Source organism: Bacillus sp. FJAT-27225, assembly GCF_001685025.1.
In the GTDB taxonomy this organism is placed as follows: Bacteria; Bacillota; Bacilli; order Bacillales; family Cytobacillaceae; genus Bacillus_D.
The window spans coordinates 399,487-421,637 of record NZ_MAYU01000023.1; the positions used below are offsets into that span (position 1 = coordinate 399,487).

The window sequence follows — 22,151 nt, forward strand, 5'->3', positions numbered from 1 at the left end:
TAAAGATTAGTTTTAACACCAAAATGTTCCTTATGCAAGGCGGTGGTCTTTTATTAGTTGATTAAGGCTAAACGCTTTTGGGAAGAGGTTAATGGGATAAGCCATTTCTTTGTTATTTTGTATCGGGTTGTTCATACTTGTATCCGTATGAATCATATAATCGTGCCCTTTCTCCCCTTAAGGTAAAAAAACGTTATTTACCTAATTATACATGATTGTATTATGGCTTAAACGTACCGGCACTGTTTACTATACCCATTTTTTTGAGAGCGAGGGCCCGGGTTTTAAAAGTACAACAATGCTGGATGATTTGTTACTAGTAAGGAGGAAAAAACATGGCAGATAATGAGGAAATCAAAAAAGAAATTCTTGAGGCGTTCAATTTTAGGCATGCAACAAAGGAATTTGATCCGAACAAGAAAATTAGCGAGGATGATTTTAATTTTATCCTTGAAACAGGACGCCTATCACCAAGTTCATTCGGTGCTGAGCCATGGCGATTTATTGTTGTCCAAAATGGCGAACTCCGCAAAAAGATTAAAGAAACATCCTGGGGTGCATATGGTAAGGCCGAGAATGCCAGCCATTTCGTTATCTTCCTTGCCAGGACAGCAAAGGATACAAAGTATGATGCGGAGTATCTTCGGGATCATTTTCTGAGGTCATCAAACATCCCTGAAGATTTCCTTTCGAAGTTTCTTGGGAGGATTGAAGAATTCCAGCGGGATGACTTCAAGCTGCTAGATAAGGACGGCAGGCTTCTGTATGAATGGGCATGCCGGCAAACCTACATAGCACTTGGGAATATGATGACAGCAGCTGCCCAGCTGAAAATTGATTCTTGTCCAATCGAAGGCTTCAATATTGAAGAAATGAATGCCCTCTTGGATGAGGAAGGTCTCCTTGAAGGCGGAAGGTTTAGTATTTCCGTTATGGCTGCATTTGGATATCGAAAACAGGAACCTGCCCCTAAAAAACGCAGGCCAGCCGAAGATATTATTAAGTGGATTGAGTAATGCCGAAATTAATAAGCAACGGACCACTGATGGAAAAAAACATTGCGTTTCCCCGCCTATTTTGATAGGAATTAAGATAGGAAATCCAAATTGATAGGGGGAGCCTGAAACAGATGGAAATAATCTACTGGTCTGTTTTTGAAAATAATCAATGGCCCTTGCATGTTGCAGCATCAAGTAAAGGTTTGTGCTTTGTAGGAACACCAGGGCAGGGGTTAGTCGAACTTGAAGCCTGGGTCAAAAAGCACCGGCCAACATCACAGCTGATGAAGGATAACCGGATTCTAGACCCGTATATTTCGGAGTTGCGCGAATATCTGGAAGGAACCAGGACCAGTTTCGCCATGCCGGTTGATACGAAAGGAACGCCGTTTCAGCAAACCATTTGGGATGCATTAAAAGAAATCCCGTACGGCAGGACCGTTACCTATAGTGACATTGCAGACCGGATTGGAAAACCATCGGCAGTACGAGCGGTTGGTTCAGCGATAGGCGCAAACCCGGTTATGATTACAATCCCTTGTCATAGAGTAATTGGAAAAAATGGAACACTCACCGGTTTCCGGGGCGGAATTGAAATGAAGAAGTTTTTGCTGGAGCATGAACATACGTTTTCAGCCGTGCATCAATGAAAAGACAGTAGAAAAAATGCCATTCGCCAGACTACCGGCGAATGGCATAGTTTTTCTTATGCGTTAGGAAAATTCAAATTTGCTGGGAAAAAGGCGGTATGCATATAGCATCCGCCTTTTTAATGAAGCAAGTTATTAGCCCCAAAGATAGCTGTAATGACTTTATAAAAGCGATTCGGCGCCATCAATATAAATTTCGGTGCCGGTAATATGGCTTGATAAATCGGATGCCAGGAAGTACACAAGGTCTGCTACCTGCTCCGGCTTTCCTGGCTCGTTTGCGAGCGGCTGATTTCCTTCGGGATACTCGACAGGGATAGTGATTTTTTCAAGCTCTTCCTCAGCCGGGAACGTATTATCATGGATATTGGTGTCTATTGCTCCAGGGCAAATTGTATTAACCCTGATTTTATAGTTCGAAAGCTCAAGTGCTGCCATCTTCCCAAATCCGACTTGTCCAGCTTTTGATGTGCTATAGGCGGAGAAACCGAAGTTTTTAAACCAGCGATTCCCGTTGATTGAGCTAGTGATAATCATGCTGCCACCTCGTTCCTTCATATAAGGTATCGCGTACTTTACCGTTAGGAAGGTACCCCTTAGATTAGTCGTAATCGTTTCATCCCAGTCATCCGCTTCAAGATCCTCAATGGGGGCAATGACCCCGTTAATTCCTGCATTGGCAAACACAATATCAAGCCTTCCAAATGCTTCAACCGTCTGTTTGTATGCTTGTTGTACATCATCCGGGTTTGCGACATCGCATTCGGCAATAATCGCGCTGCTGCCTTTTTGTTCAATAATTGCTTTTACTTCTTCTGCATTTTCCTCTTTTACGTCAATTAAGGCGACTTTTGCCCCTTCGCTGGCCAGTTTGATGGCAGCGGCCCGGCCAATCCCGGAACTTGCCCCTGTTACAAATGCTACTTTTCCATCCAATATTCCCATTCGCCATACCTCCATTCTTGCAAACTTTACTTACTTCTTATCCCCATTTTTTCAAGATGGAAACCTGCCACTCCAAAATCTGAATAATTGGTTAGGCATTGTTCGACTGGTAATGAGTGTGACTGAATTGTGAAATTCTCGGATATATGTAAAATTTCTCGGATAAGTGATCAAAAATCCCGGATAAGTGGTCAAAGAAACCTCGGACATATGAAAATTCCCTAGGATAGGTAATCAAAAATATCGGATATAACTGTAAAACCGCCGGATAAGTTAATAGCTTGCCAGCACGGCTACCGCTATCCATTTATACCGCTGAACTTGAAGCCGGCTTTAGTCCATTCCTAAGTCTTGAAAATTAAATGAATGATGAGAGAAGTTTTTCTTTTTTCATACAAGGGGAAGTAAATAGAGGAGTTGAATTGTTAGTATAGTGAAAGTAAGAGGCTGCTATATTTATTTGAAAGAAGAATGAGGGGGATTTGCATGAACGGGGCGTTAGTTTTGCAGTCGGATTTTGGAATAAGCGATGGAGCGGTTAGTGCAATGTATGGAGTCGCGTTCTCTGTTGACAGTGCCATCCGCATATTTGATTTAACCCATGATATCCCTCCATTTAATATATGGGAGGGGTCTTACCGTTTGCTCCAGACAATCTCCTATTGGCCGGAAGGAACTGTGTTTGTTTCTGTCGTAGATCCTGGCGTTGGTTCTGCCAGGAGGAGTGTTGCCGTCAAAACAAGCGATGGGAAATATATTATCACTCCTGATAATGGAACTCTGACACATATACATAAATTCATTGGCATTATTGAAGCAAGGGAGCTAGATGAGGAAAAAAACAGGCTGCCCCATTCGAAGGAGTCTTACACGTTCCACGGCAGGGATATTTTTGCCTATACAGGCGCCCGACTTACGATGGGTAAATTGGCTTTTGATCAAATAGGCAAGATAATTGATGGTGAAACACTTGTAAGCCTTCCATTGAATTCCGCTTCTCTAAAAGACGGATATATAAGCGGGATAGTCGAAATCCATGATGTCCGGTTTGGAAATATTTGGACAAATATTAACCGGGACTTGCTCAAGGAGGCTGGAATCCACTACGGAGACCGGTTAATTGTGTCAATCGGAAATGGGACAAGGCAAGTATACAGAAATACGATGACTTTCGGCCGATCCTTTGCCGATACGATTGTTGGTGAACCTCTTGTTTATATCAACTCCCTGGACAATATTGCGATTGCCATTAACCAGGGGTCGTTTGCTGATGCATTTCATATCGGCTCAGGAACAAATTGGACAATTTCATTTGTAAAGAGAGACGATAGCTATGGAGCTTGATCAACTTTTGAAGGAATCCATATTTTGTTCCGTACTTCAATTGGCGGGCTTGTCCCTTACATTGAACTTGATTTAAGGCAGGATTATGTAGACGTACGGCTTCCGGTAAAAGAAATATGGATTGGGCCAACGAATAAGATGGATAACGCATACCGGGGTCTGGAAGCATTTCTGGATTCTCTCGGATATTTTAAAACAGAAATAAAGAAATCCGTCATACCATTAAGATTTTAAAAAGCTATTCCTTATAGAAGGGATAGCTTTTTAATTTCCTTGCTTCAAAGCAATGAATACATTCTGGATAAATTAGTTTAAAACTGAAACAAAAATATATGTTATTTCGTCAGTTTAGGCGAGTATACTTAACGTATAGAAAAGTTCCGGGACAACCGGGGGCAGGATGTATGGGAGGAAAGGGTGGAGGAAGTGGCTGATATGGCAAAGCGGGATTCCCTGCTTTTCATTTATTTCGGATCAATAGCCTTTATTGATTTCATTTTTAGGTTGGGTGTCTTTGAAAATTTTTATTTGCGGGACTATAGTTTATCAATCCTTTTTATTTTGGCACTTTCATTTTTGTTCCACTTTTTGACCAGCTTCCTTTCTGGTATCGCCAGTTATGTAGTTGCCTGTCTTATTCTTTTGTCGGTGACGATTCTTTATGCCTCCCAATTTATCTATTTTCAATTTTTCAGGACCTTTTATAGCGTATATTCAGCTGGAAATGGCGGCCAAGTTCTAGAATTCTGGAAAGATATACGACTGCTAATTGCAGAGAACGCACTGTGGCTTGGGGTGTTTTTTATACCTCTGTTGCTGCTCGTGATTTGGGGAAGAAAGCTCATATCGCCCAAAAAATTCGGTAAATTGAACCGCATTTCGGTTGCATGTTGCTTTATCATTGTCCAGATTGCAAGTATTGGAACTGTTTTTGCAAGTGGAAAAGATATCAACTCAGCTTATGACTTATACTACCGAAACAGCTTCCCGCTGCTTTCCGTAGAGAAGCTTGGCCTTATCACAACGATGCGGTTGGATTTGCAAAGACTCGTGACCGGATGGTCTCCAAAGCTCAGAGCAGTTGTGGACCCTGGCCAGTCTGAAGTCCCACGTCCCAACCCACAGGATTATTCTCCCGAGAAAAAGGTTGAATATAATAGAATGAACCTCGATTTCGAAGCGATGGCTGCTGCCGAGAAGGACCAGGAACTAAAAAACATGCACACCTACTTCAGCAAGGTACAGTCTACTGAGAAAAACGATTATACAGGAAAGTTCAAAGGCTATAATCTTATATTTATCACCGCCGAAGGCTTTTCCCCATACGCAGTTAATAAAGACGTGACACCGACATTGTATAAGCTTGTCCATGAGGGCTATAACTTTAAAAATTTCTACAATCCAATCTGGGGGGTCAGTACGTCTGATGGGGAATATGTAGCGACACTTGGGCTTATCCCAAAGAGCGGAGTATGGAGCTTCCAGGAATCCGCAAAGAATTATCTGCCGTTTGCAATGGGAAACCAGCTGAAAGAACTTGGCTATATAACAAAGGCATATCACAACCATACGTATACCTATTACCGGAGGGATTTGTCCCATCCGAATATGGGCTATGAGTATAAAGGGCTTGGAAATGGCCTTGATGTAAAGAAGACATGGCCGGAGTCAGACCTGGAAATGGTTGAAAAGACCGGGCATGAGTATATTGGGGATAAACCCTTTCATGCTTATTACATGACGGTCAGCGGGCATATGCAATACTCGTTTACTGGAAACTATATCGCTTGGAAAAATAAGCAGCATGTTGCTTCTCTAAATCTTTCGGAACAGGCAAAGGCCTACCTTGCAACACAAATCGAGCTCGATCGTGCACTTGAAAACCTCCTCAGCCAGCTGGAGCAGGCAGGGGTGGCGGAGAGGACACTGATTGCTTTAAGTGCGGACCATTACCCTTATGGGCTTGACCCGGCTACGATAGATGAACTTGCGGGCCAAAAGGTTGAAAAAAATTTCGAGCTTTACAGGAGCCCATTTCTCCTTTATGCAAAGGGGATGAAACCTTTAGTCATTGATAAACCAGCTTCCAGCCTTGACATTATCCCAACACTGTCCAACTTGCTTGGCCTCGAGTACGACTCAAGACTATTAATGGGCCGGGACATCTTTTCGCAAGAAGCCCCTCTCGTCATGTTTATGAACAAAAGCTTTATCACGGACAAAGGGCGATATAATGCGATAACAGGGGAGTTTATATCTGAGCCGGGCACTGACGTTGACCAGGGGTATGTAAAGACAATGTCCTCCATAGTTGAGGCGAAGTTCTACTATTCGTCCAAAATTCTTGACCTTGATTATTATCGGAAAGTCTTAAACCCTTAATATATCTTGCTTTTATTTTCTTTGCGTACCGGCCCCAGCCGGTTTTTTTCTTTCCAACTTATCCATATTGCGCTGTTTTTGCTCAATAATCGACAAATAGTCACAAGGTTCTGTAAAATAAAGCTGGAGCATATTCTTTCCAGCCAGTGAAAAATACATGATGACCATTATTGTATGATGGAGAGTGAGATCTATGTCCAGCAGCTACCCGCTTTTTGGCGGCAACAAGGATTACATGGTATATAATCCCGATGAACTGATTGATTTGTTTCTGACCAACACAGCAGATGGCTTTGCTATAGTGGGCATGGATAATCGCTATATTCGCGTCAACCCAACATACTGCAAGATTTTTGGCTACGAAGAATATGAACTGCTCGGCAGACAATTTAATGAATTTGTCCATCCCGATGAAGTTTCGGGAATTTTTGAAGAAGTGAAGAAGGGGAAGATTTTTTCAAACATTCTTTCGCAGCGATACCATAAAAATGGCCAGATGATTGATATTGCTGTTTCATACTCGCCTTTTCGCAATTCTTCAGGGGAAATCATAGCAGTTATCGGCATTTTCCGGGATATTACCGGCTCGAGGAATCTTGAGAGAGAACTGAAGAAAAGCCGGGAACTTTACAGGCTCATTACCGAGAATACTACAGATTTAATTACTGTTCTCTCAAATACGAAAAATAAAACGATTATCTTTGCATCCCCTTCATATAAAAAGGTCTGTGGAATCGATCCGGCTCAATTGGTGGGGAGAAGTGTCTATGACTTTCTTTCAAAAAAGGAAGCGGTGGGCCTTTATAAAATTATTAAATGTCTATCGAAAAAGGGTGAACCTGTCCTTTTTGAAAACGAAATAAAACTGCCAAGAGGAGATATGCTCTATCTGGAATACAATATCTCAGCTATTCATGATGAGCATGGTGAAATTGATTCTTTCCTGACAGTTGCGCGCAATATAACAGATAGAGTAAGAAATGAAACCGCAATACGAAATCTTGACAGGCTATCAATCATTGGCCAGCTTGCAGCCGGGGTTGCACATGAAATCAGGAATCCGCTTACCTCTTTAAAGGGATTTTCCAAGCTTCTTTTAAACGATAATTCAAAGGAGAAGCAGGAGCAATACCTTGAGATTGTCCGCAATGAATTGGACCGGATTGATATGATTGTCAATGAATTCATGTCATTGGCTAAACCCCAGGCCATCAGATTTGAAAGAGCGAATTTATATCCTATCCTTGATGGGACTGTTAATATCATTCAGCCGCAGGCACTCCTCCACAATGTTGAAATCAAAACAAACTATCCCGCTGAAGACATTGCTCTCCTCTGCAGCCCGAACCAGTTGAAACAAGTATTCGTCAATTTTTTAAAAAATTCAATTGAAGCAATGCCAAACGGCGGAAATATTACGATTAAAGTGGAAAAAACAGCCCCTGACCGAGTAAACATTCTCTTTAGGGATGAAGGGTCAGGCATTGACCCGGAGATAGTACGATACCTGGGAACTCCTTTTTATACGACGAAGGACAAAGGGATAGGTTTGGGATTGACGGTAAGCAATAAAATCATTCAGGAGCATAACGGGGAGATGAAAATTTCGAGCCAGGTTGGAGTTGGGACCGATATTAGCCTCGAACTGGCATGCCTTCATAGTTAAAAAGACAGGCACATGGGAAAGCCCATTGCGCCTGTCTTTTTTATATTGGCTTAGAATACCGGTGGAAAATCAGCAAGCTGCATGCGCAAACAAATGCGACAAAGCCATACCCTCCGAAAATATCATATTTCCCCGCAAAAAAGCCAAAGCCCAAGCCTGTTAACATGCGGCTTGCATTAAGCCCGAGCGACTGGAAAGAGTCAAAGGTTGCCCTCATTTCTGAATCAATCCGGTGATGTAAAAATCCAGTCACAATTGGATTGACAATTCCAGATGCGAGACAGACAAGGTAGAGAGCAGCCAGGCCGGTTGGCCCTTTAACGGATGCCAGGTACAAAAAGCCACCGGTGAAAATAATTAACACGGCTGTTAATAGTTTGGCCGGTGTATATTTTCTGATTAACCAATGAGCAAGGAGGCTTCCTGGCAATGATAGCACCATAATCCCGGCAGAAAATACTCCAAAATACAATACTGGTATTGAAAGGCGGTCCAGATAAAGCTGCCAAAACTCGTAAATGTAATTGATTGCAGCCCCTGTTGCCATCCCCGAAAGCAGGATTGCACAGACTTCAGGACTCGATTTTAAAAAATGGATTGGGCCAGTCAAATATTCTTTTATAGGCAGGTTTTGCTTTTTTTCACCAGATCTAGTAGAGGCGGGTTCAGACAAGCTAATTGCAATCAAGACACAAAAGGCACTTGCTGCAAATGACAGCCAATAATTCAATTCGAAACCGAACTTATTCGCGAGAAGGCTTCCTGATAATGCTGCAAGAATCGCTGCAAAAAAACCGACAGCATCCAGGTAGCCAAGATGTTTTTCGAATCGGTCCTCAAGGTTTACTGTTTTTAAAGAATCATACATCAAGGCGTTGGCAGCACCGCTAAAGGCTGACATTGATACTCCCGCAAGAAATACAGAGGCAGCAAAATGCCAGAACTCACTCGAAAATAACAAAATTAAAAATTCAAATGCCCCAACTGCCGCGCTTATCAGGATCAGTTTTTTTCTGCCCCATTTGTCGGCAAGGATACCAGAAGGAACCTCTAATAAAACAATCGTAACTGCATAAAAAATTTCTGTGTAGATGACCATAAGAACAGTCATTCCGCGCTCTTCCCAGAACAGCCTTTCAATGACATAGGCCGGAATAAGGCTGTGGAAGAAGCTATACGCATAAAGAATTCGGATATTAAGCAGCTGATGCATTTCCCATTCTCCTTTCATTTAAAAGGTTCAAACCTTTCAAACGAGGAGGAGGACGGGGACAATCAGGTTAACAAGGAGGCCTTGGCAATTTCATAAAGAGCAGCTCCTTTCGACCGGTATTATTAAAATCTATGATTGTAGTTTTAGTATATTGCATCGGCTGCGAGGGAACAATTTTTACCAATGAAAAAGCCTGCCGGGACTCCGACAGGCATTTTCATTGTGTTTTAGGAAATTATAGATTTCGCGGTTAGAGATAACTCTTTTATCTAGTTTATCGACGTCTAGCTCCAGCCCCTACGCGTGCGCAAACTTCAGGGCTCCTCCCTACGATAAGTCATCATCGAATCGCTACCGCTCTTCGTGATTCCTTTATCTCAGTCGAAGCCCTTCCAGTTTGTACGGCGATGACCACTAAGGAAAGCTTCTCAGAATAATCATCGCAGAGACAGGCGCCTTTTGCCTGTCACGAAGGTGCTTGCGCTTTTGTTTTATTCGTATGATTTTTCCAGCTCGTCAATCAGCGACCCTACATAAGCGACCGCAGCCTTGATTGGCTCCGGAGTCGACATGTCAACACCTGCATGTTTCATAAGCTCAAGCGGAGTCTTGGTTCCACCCGCGCGGAGTACTTCAAGCCATCTGTCTACAGCAGGCTGTCCCTCTTCTTTAATCAGGTTGGCAACTGCGGTTGATGCGGTCAGTCCCGCCGAATAAGTGTATGGATAAAGACCCATATAATAATGAGGCTGTCGCATCCATGTCAGGCTCGCCCCTTCATCAAGGACAACGCTGTCACCCCAGAATTCAGACAGTACTTGCCCTTTCATTTCACTGAAAGTCTTGGCTGTCAGTGCCCCGCCTTTTTCTGCCGAAGCGTATACCCGGCGCTGGAATTCCCCTTCGAGGAGATGTGTAACAAAATTATGGTAGTACGTACTTAATAGCTGCAAAATGACCCAGCGGCGCATTTGCTTGTCGTCAGTCCCATCCATCAGATGCTGTGCAAGCAACAATTCATTCATTGTAGATGGCGCTTCAATAAAGTACATCGATGGCCGGGTATTCATAATACGCTGCTCTTTATTGGCTAAATAGAAATGCCCGGCATGCCCGAATTCATGTGCGAGAGTGAAAGCACCGCGCATATTATCCTGCCAGGTAATCAGGATATAAGGATGGGCTCCATAAGGGCTTGAACAGAAGGCACCAGTCGATTTTCCGATATTGTCTGCCCGGTCGACCCATCTCTCGTCAAAGCCCTTTTGAATCATTTCCGTATATTCAGTCCCCATAATCTTGAGAGATTCAATAATGACATCTCTCGCCTCTTCATATGAAGTTTCTGGGTTGAAGTTTGAGTCGAATGGCGCCTTCAAATCAGAAAAGCGAAGTTCGTCGAGGCCAAGCACTTTCTTTTTCAAAGTGGCGTAACGGCGCATATGCGGAGCCAGCTCGTTGAAAATGATGTCCAGCTGGTTATTATACATATCGAGTGTCACTTGCTGTGGCTCAAGCAGCATTTCAGTTACAGAGTTATATTTTCTCAGTTTTGCTGTTGCCACCTGTTTCTTCACTTCGGTTGAATAGGTACCGGCAATTGTATTTTTGTATTGTTTAAGCGTTGCGACAAACGAATCGTACGCTTTCCGGCGAACCTCTGTATCCGCAGAGAATTCATACCTGTTTTCGAAGAGGGCAAAAGAAACCGGCAATTCATTCCCTTGTTCATCTTGGATTGAAGAAAACTCCATGTCGGCCAGCTTGCTTAAATTATAGATGGTGTATGGGGCACTATGGACCTCGCCAAGCGCTGCCAGTACCTCCTCAGTTTCGGGAGAAAGACGGTGGCTCTTTGTTTCGAGAAGTTCATAAAGGTTTTTTCGGAACGGCTCGAGCCTCGGTTCCTTGGATATGTATTCTTCCAACGTCCCTTCAGGAAGGGAGAGGATTTCGGAATCTATGAATGAGAGGGCGGCGCTTGCCTGAGTACGGAGCGCAGCAGCTTTTCCGGAATTTGCCTGGTTCACAGGATCTGTCCCATCAGCTGACTGTTTCAGGCTTGCGTACGTCATGAGCTTAATTAATTTCATTGACAACTGTTCCTGTGCTTCAAGGCAGTCGGCCAGGACGGACTCACTATTTAATTGGCCTTTAAATCTTGCAAAGGCTGGAAGAGACTCCCCTGTTCTAATTAACTCATCTTCCCATGCCTGATCATCAGCAAAAAGGCTGCTAAGATCCCAGGTTGCTTCTTCAGGTACTTCAGAGCGGACAAGCCGCTTTTCAATTACTTTCTCCATGGATGTACCTCCTAAAATATTTCGGGATGCTAAGTATTATTCTATAATATTTGAAGATTAAGTCAACTGGGCAAAGAATAAAAAAATTGCCTATTACTACAAGGCTCTGGTTACAACCGAAGCGATTATGCTTTTTCCTAATTAAAATGTATGCCTATTTTTCTTAATCTACTTGACCTTGACGCAACGTAAAGGTATAGAGTGGAATTTAGGAGGGATTCAGATGGAGTATACAGTCCAAAAGCTTGCCAGCCTTGCTGGCGTAAGTGCCAGGGCACTTCGGTACTATGATCAAATTGGCATCCTTAAGCCGGCGAGGGTTAATTCATCAGGATACCGAATTTATGGGAAGGCGCAGGTAACCAGACTACAACAAATCCTTTTTTACAGAGAGCTGGGTGTCCCGCTTGATCAAATAAAGGAAATCCTAACTGCCCCAAACTTTGATGAGGAAGCGGCACTGAAAGACCATCGTGAAAAACTTCTGGAAAAAAGGCGGCAGCTTGACCAGCTGATTGCCAATGTTGAGAAATCCATTGACGCAACGAAAGGGAGATTAACGATGAGCGATAAAGAGAAGTTCGAAGGTTTTAAGCAAAAAATGATTGATGAAAACGAGAAGAAGTATGGGGAAGAAATCCGGCAAAAATACGGAAATGAAACAGTTGACCAATCATATGCAAAAGTAAAAAACATGAGCCCTGAGCAGCATGAGGAGGTAACAAAGCTTGCACTGGAAATCCAGAATACATTAGCAGCAGCTTTTAAAACCGGAGACCCTGCTGGAGAACTTGCCCAAAAGACTGCAGAACTCCATAAAAAGTGGCTGATGTTTTATTGGGCCAGCTACAGCAAGGAGGCACATGCAGGACTTGCGCAAATGTACGTTGATGACGAACGGTTTACGGCTTATTACGATAAGGAACAGCCTGGAACTGCTGAATTCCTGCGGGATGCTATCCATATCTATACTGGTTTTAAAAAGTAACACTCCGGCGGCTAAAGAATGCTTTAGCCGCTTTTCTGTTTTTTCACAAAGAGGAGAAGCCTTATAGACCCAGAAACCTCTAAGTTACAGGAAAATACATATAAGAAAGGACCTGGAGAATACTAGAAGTAAGTTTACTGTATTGCCACATTTAAAAAGCTAAAGAGGTTGACATTGAGAATGAATATCATTAACATTAAATTTGTAAGATAATTCACTAACCATAGTGAAAATGAGAAAAACATAGCAAGACTATTTTTTTTGTAAATAAATGATAATCATTCTCTATTAGACAATGAACCTAAAATTATGAAGGCCTGGGGAAAGCTACATGAAACTCACATATTTAATTGCAGCCTTTATCATCCTTTCTATAACATCCCTGTTTATCGGGGTCACCGATATTAGCCCGCTCGACTTGTTTACTCTGAACCGCGATCAGGCAGATATCTTGCTTGCAAGCCGGGTGCCCAGATTAATCAGTATTATCCTTGCGGGGATTGGGATGAGTATATGCGGATTAATCATGCAGCAGCTGACGCGGAACAAATTCGTTTCCCCAACTACAGCCGGAACAATGGACTCCGCCAGACTCGGGATTCTTGTTTCATTAATGCTTTTCACATCTGCAAGCCCATTTGTAAAAATGCTAGTCGCTTTTGCATTCGCCCTGGCTGGAACGTTTATTTTCATGAAGATCCTCGACAGGGTTAAATATAAGGATGCAATCTTTATCCCGTTGGTAGGGTTAATGTTCGGAAACATTATCGGATCAATTACGACGTTTTTTGCCTATAAAAATGATCTGATCCAAAACATGTCCTCCTGGCTGCAAGGGAACTTCTCGATGATGATTCAGGGAAGATACGAACTTCTATATATAAGCATTCCTCTTCTGGCAGTCGCGTTCCTGTATGCGAATAAATTCACAATTGCCGGAATGGGCGAAGAATTTGCAACAAATCTCGGCCTGAACCATAGGCAGATTGTCAACATCGGGCTTAGCATTGTAGCGATGATTACAGCGATTGTTATCCTGACAGTCGGGATGATTCCGTTCCTTGGCTTGATTGTTCCAAACATTGTAACGATGTACAGGGGTGACCATTTAAAGAATAGCCTTACCCATACAGCTCTAATGGGGGCGGTATTTGTCCTTACCTGCGACATCCTCGGCAGGGTCGTTATTTACCCTTATGAAATTCCAATCGGCTTAACCGTGGGTGTAATTGGCAGCGGGATATTTCTTTACTTGGTATTGAGGAGAAAGGCATATGAATAACAAAACTAAAATTCTGCTGCTTGGAGCCTTTTCCCTAGTTGCCATCCTCCTGTTTGTCTTCTTCGACCTTGGACCGAATTGGGATTATGCACTGCCAAGACGATTTAAAAAAATCCTTGCCATCGCCCTGACTGGCGCGGTTATTGCCATATCAACGGTTATCTTTCAGACGATTACCAATAACCGGATTTTGACGCCGTCCATTATCGGCCTCGATTCACTTTATATGCTCATCCAGACAGTCTTGATATTCGGATTCGGCTCGATGAGCGTGATGGTAACGAACAAGAACCTTAACTTCCTTATTTCTGTAGGATTAATGGTTATCTTTACTGGGATATTATACAGGCTTCTTTTTAAACGGGAAGGGCAAAACATCTATCTGCTCCTTCTTGTCGGGATCATCTTCGGAACATTTTTCGGAAGCATTACAACCTTCCTCCAGGTACTGATTGACCCGAATGAATTCCAGATTGTTCAGGATCGGATGTTCGCCAGCTTTAATAACGTCAATACCGACCTGCTCATCCTGGCTTTTATAACAGTTGTTGTAGTCATGGCTTACTCAGTTAAGTTCATTAAATACCTTGACGTTATGTCACTGGGTAAGGAGCATGCCATTAACCTTGGTGTCGACTATGATTATATTGTTAAACGGCTTCTTGTTGTCATTTCCATACTTGTTTCAGTTTCAACCGCACTCGTAGGACCGATTACATTCCTTGGCCTATTGGTGGCAAACGTAGCCCACGAGTTTTTAAAAACGTTCAAACACAGTGTGCTTCTGACCGGTTCGGTTTTCATCAGTATCATTGCCCTTGCCGGGGGCCAGTTCATCGTCGAGCGGGTGTTTACGTTCTCAACGACGTTGAGTGTCATCATCAACTTTATCGGTGGAGTGTATTTTATATATCTTTTGCTAAGGGAGAGTAAATAAATGTTGGATGTTATTTCTGTTTCAAAGGGATACGGTACAAAGAATGTTGTTGACAATGTCTCTGTAAAAATCCAAAAGGGAAAAATCACTTCCTTCATTGGCCCGAATGGTGCCGGGAAAAGTACTCTTCTATCGATGATTAGCCGCCTAATCACAAAAGACGAAGGCCAAATTCTGATCGATGGTGTTGATATAAGCAAAAAGAAGAGCACGGAGCTTGCCAAGAAAATTTCAATCCTTAAGCAATCGAACCATATCAATATGAGACTGACAATTCGTGAGCTTGTCTCTTTTGGGCGATTCCCGTATTCGCAGGGAAGGTTGAATAAACAGGATTGGAAGTTTGTTGATGAAGCAATCAGCTATATGGAACTTGAAGATATCCAGGATAAATACCTTGACCAATTGAGCGGTGGGCAAAGGCAGCGTGCTTACATAGCGATGGTACTGGCCCAGGACACAGAATACATTCTGCTTGATGAACCATTGAATAATCTTGATATGAAACATTCGGTTCAAATTATGAAGGTTTTGCGCAGACTGTGTGATGAACTGGGTAAAACGGTTGTAATCGTACTCCATGATATTAACTTTGCATCCTGCTACTCGGATTACATTGTTGCATTAAAAGATGGAAAGGTTGTTCAGGAGGGCCCTACATGTGATATTATCTCATGCCCGGTTCTAAACAAGGTTTACGATATGGATTTCCATATTGAAGAAATCAATGGTAATAATATCTGTGTCTTTTTCTCCTAGTAAAACTTACTTGACGTTGAGGTGGAAAGTATGAAGAACCTTGTTCTGCCACTGCTTCTCGCTGCTATGATGATAGTTGTTGCAGCCTGTGGAGCGGAAGATTCAAATAAAAGTGGAGATTCCTCGAAGAACTCGGAGGAATTGACAATCAAACACCAGCTTGGTGAAACGAATGTAAAGAAAAATCCTGAGACAGTCATTGTTTTTGATTATGGTGTACTTGACACTCTCGATCAACTCGGCGTAAAGGTAACAGGACTTCCCCAGGAAACGGTTCCTGGTTATCTTGAAAAGTATAAAGGTTCCGAGTATCAAAATGTCGGCGGCATCAAAGAGCCCGATTTTGAAAAAATAAACGAGCTTGGCCCGGATTTAATTATCATTTCCGGCCGCCAGCAAGATGCGTATGAAGAGCTTAGCGAAATTGCACCGACCATTTTTCTGGGGCTTGATACAAGCAAATACCTTGAGTCCTTTAAGGAAAATACGAAAACACTTGGCAAGATTTTTGAAAAAGAAGCTGAAGTGGAAGAAAAGCTTGCTGGGATTCAAAAAACAATTGATTCACTGAATGAAAAAGGAAAAGCGACAGGTAAAAATGGTCTTATTGTATTGGCAAGTGAAGGGTCATTAAGTGCGTATGGCCCCGGCTCACGTTTTGGAATCATTCATGACAACTTCGGTATTGAACCAGTCGACAAGAATATTGAGGTTTCAACACACGGCCAGACCATTTCATTCGAATACATTTTAGAGAAGGATCCGGATTATTTGTTTGTCATTGACCGTGGAGCGGTTGTCCAGGAAGGCGGTTCTTCTGCAAAACCACTGATTGAAAATGAACTGGTGAAAAAGACAAATGCCTACAAAAACGACAACATTGTTTATCTTAATCCCGATTACTGGTATATGTCAGGTGGAGGCCTCGTATCAGTAGCCGAGATGGCAAAAGAGATTGAAGAAGGAATCAACTAATGGTAATGCCCTCACTCCCGAATCGGAGAGAGGGCATTTTTTTAGATTTGAAAACGGAACGGGCGTTGAGGGAAGGTATCAACGCCCAAAACAGCAGAGGAGGACAAAAAAGGTCGTTGATAATAGGGTATCAACGCCCAAAACAGCAGCGGAAGCCAAAAAAGGTCGTTGATAATAGGGTATCAACGCCTAAAACAGATGCGGAAGCCAAAAAAGGTCGTTGATAATAGGGTATCAATGCAGAAAACGGCAGCGGAAGCCAAAAAAGGTCGTTGATAATAAGGTATCAACGCCCAAAACAGCAGCGGAAGCCAAAAAAGGTCGTTGATAATAGGGTATCAATGCCCAAAACAGCAGCGGAGGAGAAAAAAGGTGGTTGAGGAAAAGTTTCAACGCCCCAGACTGCAGCTCGCTACAATTTGAGGCGTTGAGTGATTAGGCTTTTTTCTACTTCTAGCTTCAGCGCCTACTGTCCTTCCCTTCGTCCAACTGAGTTAAAGGAAACACGAAGAGCGTTAGGCGATTCGATGTTCACTTATCGAGGAATTCCAGGCCATACGGCGCCAAACACCAAGCAGGGAGAGGCCATTTTTGCCTGTCAAGAGGCACTTGCGCTTTTTATTTTACCTGCGGTTATTGTTATTTCCGTTTACGTTGAAGACTCCCCGCATTGTGTCAGTGAAGTCGTTGAAAAGCCCGCGTCCGTTGCGGTTATTGTCAATATCGTTTGCATAGCCGTTCATTGTGTTATAGAAATCCGGGTTGTAGGAGATGTAGACTCTATGAATTTTCTTGTCTGCCTTCCTAACCTGGTCCGCGATTTTTTGGTCAAAAGCAGTTGATACATTCTGATAATCCTGGTCGCGGATAATATCTCCATCGTTGTTACCGAATGTCCTGTTATTTCCACCGTTATTATTATTCATGCCGTTTTGCATCATTGTGCCGTTTCCGGCTCCATTTCCTATACCAACCCCATTACCGGTTCCAAAACCGGTTCCTGTGTCGTAACCAAAACTTCCTGTATCATTCCCGACTCCATTGTTGTTATTCATTCCTTGGTTATTGCCGTTATGTTTGTTCCCTTTATTCCCGGCATCACCTTTGCCATTGATAATGCCGTCATTTCCGTGTTGATTAATTCGCCCATTTTCAAGCATGTTGTTATTGTCGTTATTTCGATCATTTAAAGTGTTAGCGCGGTTGCCATTGTTATTGCCGTTGTCATTGTTATTGTTATTGTTATCATCAAGCCTGACAGCAACATATGCATCGTTGTGTGAGATGATGACATGGGCTCTGTCTACACTATCGAGACGCTCAACAGACCGGGCTGCTTTTTCGGAAACTCTCAGATTGTGATTGTTGTCCGCATTGTTTGTTCTGACCCTGTTCGTTTGGACATTGCCGTTGTCGTTATTGTCAGCACCGCAGCCAGCAAGGCCAAAGAGCAATAAAGCGGAAAGAATCACTTTAAATCCTTTGTTCACACTACTCACTCCTTTTTATTTGGTTCAGGAGTTAGTTTGCGTTTATTATTTGGGGCATATTCATAGGTAAATCTTGGTAAAGATCTTATCCTAATATAGCCAGTTATAAATTGGTATCCGAGTAGCTTTAGCAGTATAAATTCAGCAAAGGAAAAATATTAAGAATTTTCCGTTGACTTATTTGAACATCATCCTTTATAATCCTCTATAACACCCGGTAGTTAAAATGAACAGTAAGTTAAAACCACATATAAAATCTCTTATCCAGAGTGACGGAGGGTCAGGCCCTATGAAGTCCGGCAACCTTCAAGCGCAAAGCTTGAAAAGGTGCTAATTCCTGCAGGCAGTTTTGCCTGGAAGATAAGAGGAGGAAACCCCTCTTCTTATGGAGAGGGGTTTTTTGTGTTAAGAGTTCATAACTGCCTAATCACATAGGAATTAACAATGGAGGGAAAAGACAATGACTAATCAAAATGAAAACTTCGGCCTAGAAACACTTTTATTACACGGCGGGCAAACGCCAGATCCAGTAACGGGATCTAGGGCAGTGCCTATTTATCAGACCACTTCCTATGTGTTCAACGATACAGACCATGCCCAGAATCTATTTTCATTGGCTGAGTCAGGGAATATTTACACCCGGATTATGAACCCCACAACTGATGTTCTTGAAAAAAGAATCGCCCTTCTTGAAGGCGGTGCGGCGGCGCTTGCTGTTTCTTCCGGCATGGCTGCAATTGCATTATCAATCATGAACGTCGCTGAGGCTGGGGATGAAATTGTAGCCGCGGAAAATCTATACGGCGGAACATATAATCTGTTTGCTGTTACACTTCCTAAGTTTGGCATAAAGGTGCGCTTTGTCGACTCGACCAATCCTGAGAACTTCCGCGATGCCATTACTCCTAAAACAAAGGCGGTGTTCGGTGAAATTATCGGCAACCCAAGCCTGAATGTATTTGATGTTGAAGCTGTAGCTAAAATTGCCCATGAAAATGGCGTTCCGCTTATCATAGACAATACCTTTGCTACTCCATATCAATGCAGGCCTATTGAATGGGGCGCCGATATCGTTGTCCATTCTGCAACAAAATGGATTGGCGGGCACGGAACAACAATTGGCGGCCTTATTGTCGATGCAGGCCGATTCGATTGGAACAGTGAAAAGTTTCCGGGCTTTACCCAGCCTGATCCAAGCTATAATGGGCTTCGTTTTGCCCAGGATGTCGGACCGCTTGCCTTTATCATCAAACTTCGCGTCCAGCTTTTGAGAGACTTAGGCTCTTCCTTAGCCCCTCATAGCGCCTTCCTCCTGCTGCAGGGTCTTGAGACACTGCACTTGAGAATTCAGAAGCATAATGAGAATGCCCAGGAAATTGCCCAATACCTGAAGGATCATCCTGCTGTCGAATGGGTTTCACATCCGGGTCTTGAAGAACACCCAAGCCATGAACTTGCAAAAAAATACCTTGGCGGCGGTTTCGGATCGATTATTGTTTTTGGCATCAAAGGCGGCCGTGATGCAGGTAAAAAAGTAATCGACAATATTAAGTTATGGTCCCATGTCGCAAATGTCGGCGATGCAAAGTCACTGATCATCCACCCTGCTTCTACTACACATCAGCAGCTCAGTGCAGAGGACCTAGCAAAAAGCGGTACTACCGAAGAACTGATCAGGCTTTCTGTCGGGCTTGAATCACTCAAGGATTTAAAGGAAGACTTGGACCAGGCCTTCTTCAAAGCTACCGGTATTTCAGCCAGGTCTGAGGAACAGCTAAATCGATGAAAGGCGGTGGAGGATCGATAAGCTTTGAGACGGTACCTCCGCTGGAATATGGAAAGATAAAAGTCGGTGACTTAAAACTTGAAAGCGGAGTAATCCTTCCCGATGTCGAGCTCGCCTTCGAAAGGAACGGAAAAAGGGGAGGACCTGTCATACTCGTATGCCATGCCTTGACAGGCAGCCAGTTTACGGTTGGGACAGAACAACAGCCAGGCTGGTGGCAAGGACTGATTGGACCTGGATTGTATATCGATACGAATCAATATGAGGTTATAACGTTCAATGTACTGGGCGGCTGCTCAGGTTCAACCGGTCCAACTAGTATAAATCCGTTAACCAGAAAGCCTTACCAATCAAATTTTCCAAAAATAACAATAAGGGATATTGTGCAATCGCAGTATTTGGCACTTCGCCAGCTTGGAATAAATAAAGTAAAGGCGGCAATCGGAGGTTCGCTTGGCGGTATGCAGGTGCTCGAATTGGCAATTGCCTATCCTGATTTCGCTGATGTCATTATTCCGCTTGCAGTTACCCCTTACCTTAGCGATTATGGAATTGCCTTTAACGTAATTGGAAGAAATGCAATTAAAGAGGACCCAGCCTGGAAAGGCGGCTTTTATTCAGAAGAGGATCGAATTGCAGGATTGGAAATCGCGCGAATGGTCGGAATGGTCACATACCGGACCGGCGCGTTGTTCAGTCAGAGATTCAACAGAGAACTTAGAGATAGCGAAACTTTTCAGGTTGAATCGTACTTAAAATACCAGGGTCAAAAGCTTTCTTCCCGTTTTGATGCCAATAGCTATTTGTGCTTATTAGAGGCGATGGACTCCCATGATATCGGGAGAGGGAGGCATGGCTGGAAAAAGGCAATTCAGCACATTAACGCAAAAACTCTGCTGATTGGCTATACAGGTGATTTGCTGTATCCTCCAGAACATGTGAAAGAAACGGCGGAAGCCCTGCAAGAGGCGGGAAAAGATGCTGCGTATGTTGAAGTAAGTACAGATTTCGGGCACGATGGATTCCTTGCCGAGTATTCGAAGTGGGGAGGAGTCCTGCAGGCTGCCCTGTAGATTTGAGGAGGGGATCAAGTGGCGGACATTCATGTTGCACTATTGGGCTTTGGTACAGTCGGCAAAGGCGTATATGAAACAATCAAGGTCCATCAAGCAAGATTAAAAGCGATCCTTGGCAAAAATGTAAAGGTTGCAGGCATACTAGTGAGAAACGTTGAAAAACATCAGCTGCAGGATGAGGATGTCCTTCTCACCTCAAACTTTGAAGATATTATTAATTTGCCTAAACTTGATGTAGTAATTGAAGCGATAGTAGGCAGGGAACCGGGTTTTTCCTATTTGAAAAAGTCAATCGAGAGAGGCTGCCATATCATTACGGCCAATAAGGAAATGTTTGCTTACCACGGAAATGAACTGCTTGATCATGCCTCGAGATATAAGGTGGCTGTTGGATTTGAAGCAACTGTTGCCGGGGGTATCCCGGCAATCCAAACACTAAGGACACTTTTGAACGTAAACAAAGTTGAAAAAATTGAAGGGATCGTAAACGGTACCTCCAACTATATATTATCCAAAATGCGCGAGGACGGCCTTGCATTTCAAAAAGCACTTCAGACCGCTCAGGAGAAGGGATACGCGGAGGCGGACCCTACAAATGATGTAGAAGGCTATGATGCGTTTTATAAAGCGATGGTCTTAAGTCAAATTGCATTTGGGGAACAGCCCGAATGGCAGAGAGTAACCAGAAAGGGGATATCCGGGGTTTCTCACTCTCAAATTCGGTTGTTTTCGGAATGGGGGCTGCGCGTAAAGCATGTAATTTCGCTCGAGAAAGGGGCAAGGGGCATCAGCTGTTCGGTTAAACCTGTGCTCGTTGGCCCATCACATCCATTGTACTCCGTCGAAGGTGTCCAAAATGCGATTTCAATAGACGCGGATATTGTCGGTAACATCATCCTTCAAGGCCCGGGCGCTGGAAAGTTTCCCACTGCTAGTGCAATCGTTGAAGACTTAATCCAGCTTAATGCAGGGCAGGGCTGTTACTTTGAACGGGAAGAAACGATTCGCTTTAAAAAAGACCCCCAGCTTAATTGGGTTATTCTTTCAAAACAGACGAACCTATTTATTCCTGAATCGCTCGAGGTAATCGGGCGGCTGGAGGACAAAGCTCTTTTTGTAAAAGGAAAAGAGAAGGATATAGATAAGCTCCTAGAGGTATATCCAGGGTTGAAAATTTACGAGCTTTATGGGCAAATTAACAACGGATTTTTACAAAAAACGCAGCTCAGTTCTGTCAGCCTGGAAAGAAAAGTGGCTGTCCCAAAAGGCATATAACCATGCTTTTGGGGCAGTTTTTTATATGAAAATTTTTTAAAATACTCTTTCCTAAGTGTCGAAGGAAAAAACAATGCCTGCC

The 22,151-nt window shown here is 43.2% G+C and carries 18 protein-coding genes and 1 riboswitch; of the genes, 14 read left to right on the forward strand and 4 right to left on the reverse strand.

What is annotated here, in order from left to right:
• Positions 1–335: 335 nt before the first annotated feature.
• Positions 336–1,016, forward strand: a complete 681-nt coding sequence (locus A8F94_RS20770) for an NAD(P)H-dependent oxidoreductase (RefSeq protein WP_066204850.1) — start codon at positions 336–338, stop codon at positions 1,014–1,016.
• A gap of 113 nt (positions 1,017–1,129) precedes the next feature.
• Complete coding sequence (locus A8F94_RS20775; RefSeq protein ID WP_175384483.1) at positions 1,130–1,648, forward strand: methylated-DNA--[protein]-cysteine S-methyltransferase; 519 nt, start codon at positions 1,130–1,132, stop codon at positions 1,646–1,648.
• A 162-nt stretch (positions 1,649–1,810) separates the two neighbouring features.
• On the opposite strand, the gene A8F94_RS20780 is transcribed toward A8F94_RS20775, so the two are convergent.
• Positions 1,811–2,593, reverse strand: a complete 783-nt coding sequence (locus A8F94_RS20780; RefSeq protein ID WP_139070151.1) for an SDR family oxidoreductase — start codon at positions 2,591–2,593, stop codon at positions 1,811–1,813.
• 486 nt (positions 2,594–3,079) lie between these two features.
• Between A8F94_RS20780 and A8F94_RS20785 the strand changes: the two genes are divergently transcribed.
• From A8F94_RS20785 to A8F94_RS20800, 4 genes are all read left to right on the forward strand, one after another.
• The gene (locus A8F94_RS20785) at positions 3,080–3,937 is read left to right on the forward strand and encodes an SAM hydrolase/SAM-dependent halogenase family protein (protein WP_066204863.1); all 858 of its coding nucleotides are present in this window, start codon (positions 3,080–3,082) and stop codon (positions 3,935–3,937) included.
• 24 nt (positions 3,938–3,961) lie between these two features.
• Positions 3,962–4,171, forward strand: a complete 210-nt coding sequence (locus A8F94_RS20790) for a hypothetical protein (RefSeq protein ID WP_066204866.1) — start codon at positions 3,962–3,964, stop codon at positions 4,169–4,171.
• Between the two features lie 183 nt (positions 4,172–4,354).
• Entirely contained in the window at positions 4,355–6,319 is a 1,965-nt protein-coding gene (locus tag A8F94_RS20795) for an LTA synthase family protein (RefSeq protein WP_139070152.1), read from the forward strand.
• Between the two features lie 193 nt (positions 6,320–6,512).
• A complete protein-coding gene (locus A8F94_RS20800; protein ID WP_066204871.1) occupies positions 6,513–7,985 on the forward strand; it encodes a PAS domain-containing sensor histidine kinase in 1,473 nt (490 codons plus the stop codon).
• A gap of 40 nt (positions 7,986–8,025) precedes the next feature.
• On the opposite strand, the gene A8F94_RS20805 is transcribed toward A8F94_RS20800, so the two are convergent.
• On the reverse strand, positions 8,026–9,198 hold the full coding sequence (locus A8F94_RS20805) for an MFS transporter (RefSeq protein ID WP_066204874.1): 1,173 nt from the start codon (positions 9,196–9,198) through the stop codon (positions 8,026–8,028).
• A 491-nt stretch (positions 9,199–9,689) separates the two neighbouring features.
• The gene (pepF, locus tag A8F94_RS20810) at positions 9,690–11,501 is read right to left on the reverse strand and encodes an oligoendopeptidase F (RefSeq protein ID WP_066204877.1); all 1,812 of its coding nucleotides are present in this window, start codon (positions 11,499–11,501) and stop codon (positions 9,690–9,692) included.
• 223 nt (positions 11,502–11,724) lie between these two features.
• Here pepF and A8F94_RS20815 point away from each other — a divergent pair, with 223 nt between their 5' ends.
• From A8F94_RS20815 to A8F94_RS20835, 5 genes are all read left to right on the forward strand, one after another.
• Complete coding sequence (locus A8F94_RS20815) at positions 11,725–12,489, forward strand: MerR family transcriptional regulator (protein WP_066204880.1); 765 nt, start codon at positions 11,725–11,727, stop codon at positions 12,487–12,489.
• Between the two features lie 331 nt (positions 12,490–12,820).
• Entirely contained in the window at positions 12,821–13,771 is a 951-nt protein-coding gene (locus A8F94_RS20820) for an ABC transporter permease (RefSeq protein ID WP_066204882.1), read from the forward strand.
• The gene (locus tag A8F94_RS20825; protein WP_066204885.1) at positions 13,764–14,708 is read left to right on the forward strand and encodes an iron chelate uptake ABC transporter family permease subunit; all 945 of its coding nucleotides are present in this window, start codon (positions 13,764–13,766) and stop codon (positions 14,706–14,708) included. Before A8F94_RS20820 ends, A8F94_RS20825 begins: the two co-directional genes overlap by 8 nt.
• Positions 14,709–15,467 carry an iron ABC transporter ATP-binding protein gene (locus A8F94_RS20830; RefSeq protein ID WP_066204889.1) on the forward strand — a complete coding sequence of 253 codons (759 nt, stop codon included), beginning with the start codon at positions 14,709–14,711 and terminating at the stop codon, positions 15,465–15,467.
• Between the two features lie 30 nt (positions 15,468–15,497).
• On the forward strand, positions 15,498–16,442 hold the full coding sequence (locus A8F94_RS20835; protein ID WP_066204896.1) for a siderophore ABC transporter substrate-binding protein: 945 nt from the start codon (positions 15,498–15,500) through the stop codon (positions 16,440–16,442).
• A gap of 623 nt (positions 16,443–17,065) precedes the next feature.
• On the opposite strand, the gene A8F94_RS20845 is transcribed toward A8F94_RS20835, so the two are convergent.
• Positions 17,066–17,932 (reverse strand): YhcN/YlaJ family sporulation lipoprotein, encoded by an 867-nt coding sequence (locus A8F94_RS20845; protein ID WP_066204904.1) that lies wholly within the window; start codon positions 17,930–17,932, stop codon positions 17,066–17,068.
• A 257-nt stretch (positions 17,933–18,189) separates the two neighbouring features.
• Positions 18,190–18,299: riboswitch (SAM riboswitch) on the forward strand.
• A 93-nt stretch (positions 18,300–18,392) separates the two neighbouring features.
• Between A8F94_RS20845 and A8F94_RS20850 the strand changes: the two genes are divergently transcribed.
• From A8F94_RS20850 to A8F94_RS20860, 3 genes are read left to right on the forward strand one after another with little or no spacing between them, the layout of a single operon-like run.
• Positions 18,393–19,718, forward strand: coding sequence for an O-acetylhomoserine aminocarboxypropyltransferase/cysteine synthase family protein (locus A8F94_RS20850; RefSeq protein ID WP_066204909.1), 1,326 nt, complete (start codon positions 18,393–18,395; stop codon positions 19,716–19,718).
• Positions 19,715–20,791, forward strand: coding sequence for a homoserine O-acetyltransferase MetX (gene metX / locus A8F94_RS20855; RefSeq protein WP_066204911.1), 1,077 nt, complete (start codon positions 19,715–19,717; stop codon positions 20,789–20,791). The genes A8F94_RS20850 and metX overlap by 4 nt, the downstream gene beginning before the upstream one ends.
• A gap of 18 nt (positions 20,792–20,809) precedes the next feature.
• Positions 20,810–22,069 (forward strand): homoserine dehydrogenase, encoded by a 1,260-nt coding sequence (locus A8F94_RS20860; protein ID WP_066204914.1) that lies wholly within the window; start codon positions 20,810–20,812, stop codon positions 22,067–22,069.
• The last annotated feature ends 82 nt before the right edge of the window (positions 22,070–22,151 follow it).

What these genes read in the sequence shown, in the direction of transcription:
- A8F94_RS20770 (WP_066204850.1), top strand. Translation starts at nt 336, where the DNA reads ATGGCAGATAATGAGGAAATCAAAAAAGAAATTCTTGAGGCGTTCAAT.
- A8F94_RS20775 (WP_175384483.1), top strand. Translation starts at nt 1,130, where the DNA reads ATGGAAATAATCTACTGGTCTGTTTTTGAAAATAATCAATGGCCCTTG.
- A8F94_RS20780 (WP_139070151.1), bottom strand. Translation starts at nt 2,593, where the DNA reads ATGGGAATATTGGATGGAAAAGTAGCATTTGTAACAGGGGCAAGTTCC.
- A8F94_RS20785 (WP_066204863.1), top strand. Translation starts at nt 3,080, where the DNA reads ATGAACGGGGCGTTAGTTTTGCAGTCGGATTTTGGAATAAGCGATGGA.
- A8F94_RS20800 (WP_066204871.1), top strand. Translation starts at nt 6,513, where the DNA reads ATGTCCAGCAGCTACCCGCTTTTTGGCGGCAACAAGGATTACATGGTA.
- A8F94_RS20805 (WP_066204874.1), bottom strand. Translation starts at nt 9,198, where the DNA reads ATGCATCAGCTGCTTAATATCCGAATTCTTTATGCGTATAGCTTCTTC.
- pepF (WP_066204877.1), bottom strand. Translation starts at nt 11,501, where the DNA reads ATGGAGAAAGTAATTGAAAAGCGGCTTGTCCGCTCTGAAGTACCTGAA.
- A8F94_RS20815 (WP_066204880.1), top strand. Translation starts at nt 11,725, where the DNA reads ATGGAGTATACAGTCCAAAAGCTTGCCAGCCTTGCTGGCGTAAGTGCC.
- A8F94_RS20820 (WP_066204882.1), top strand. Translation starts at nt 12,821, where the DNA reads ATGAAACTCACATATTTAATTGCAGCCTTTATCATCCTTTCTATAACA.
- A8F94_RS20825 (WP_066204885.1), top strand. Translation starts at nt 13,764, where the DNA reads ATGAATAACAAAACTAAAATTCTGCTGCTTGGAGCCTTTTCCCTAGTT.
- A8F94_RS20830 (WP_066204889.1), top strand. Translation starts at nt 14,709, where the DNA reads ATGTTGGATGTTATTTCTGTTTCAAAGGGATACGGTACAAAGAATGTT.
- A8F94_RS20835 (WP_066204896.1), top strand. Translation starts at nt 15,498, where the DNA reads ATGAAGAACCTTGTTCTGCCACTGCTTCTCGCTGCTATGATGATAGTT.
- A8F94_RS20850 (WP_066204909.1), top strand. Translation starts at nt 18,393, where the DNA reads ATGACTAATCAAAATGAAAACTTCGGCCTAGAAACACTTTTATTACAC.
- metX (WP_066204911.1), top strand. Translation starts at nt 19,715, where the DNA reads ATGAAAGGCGGTGGAGGATCGATAAGCTTTGAGACGGTACCTCCGCTG.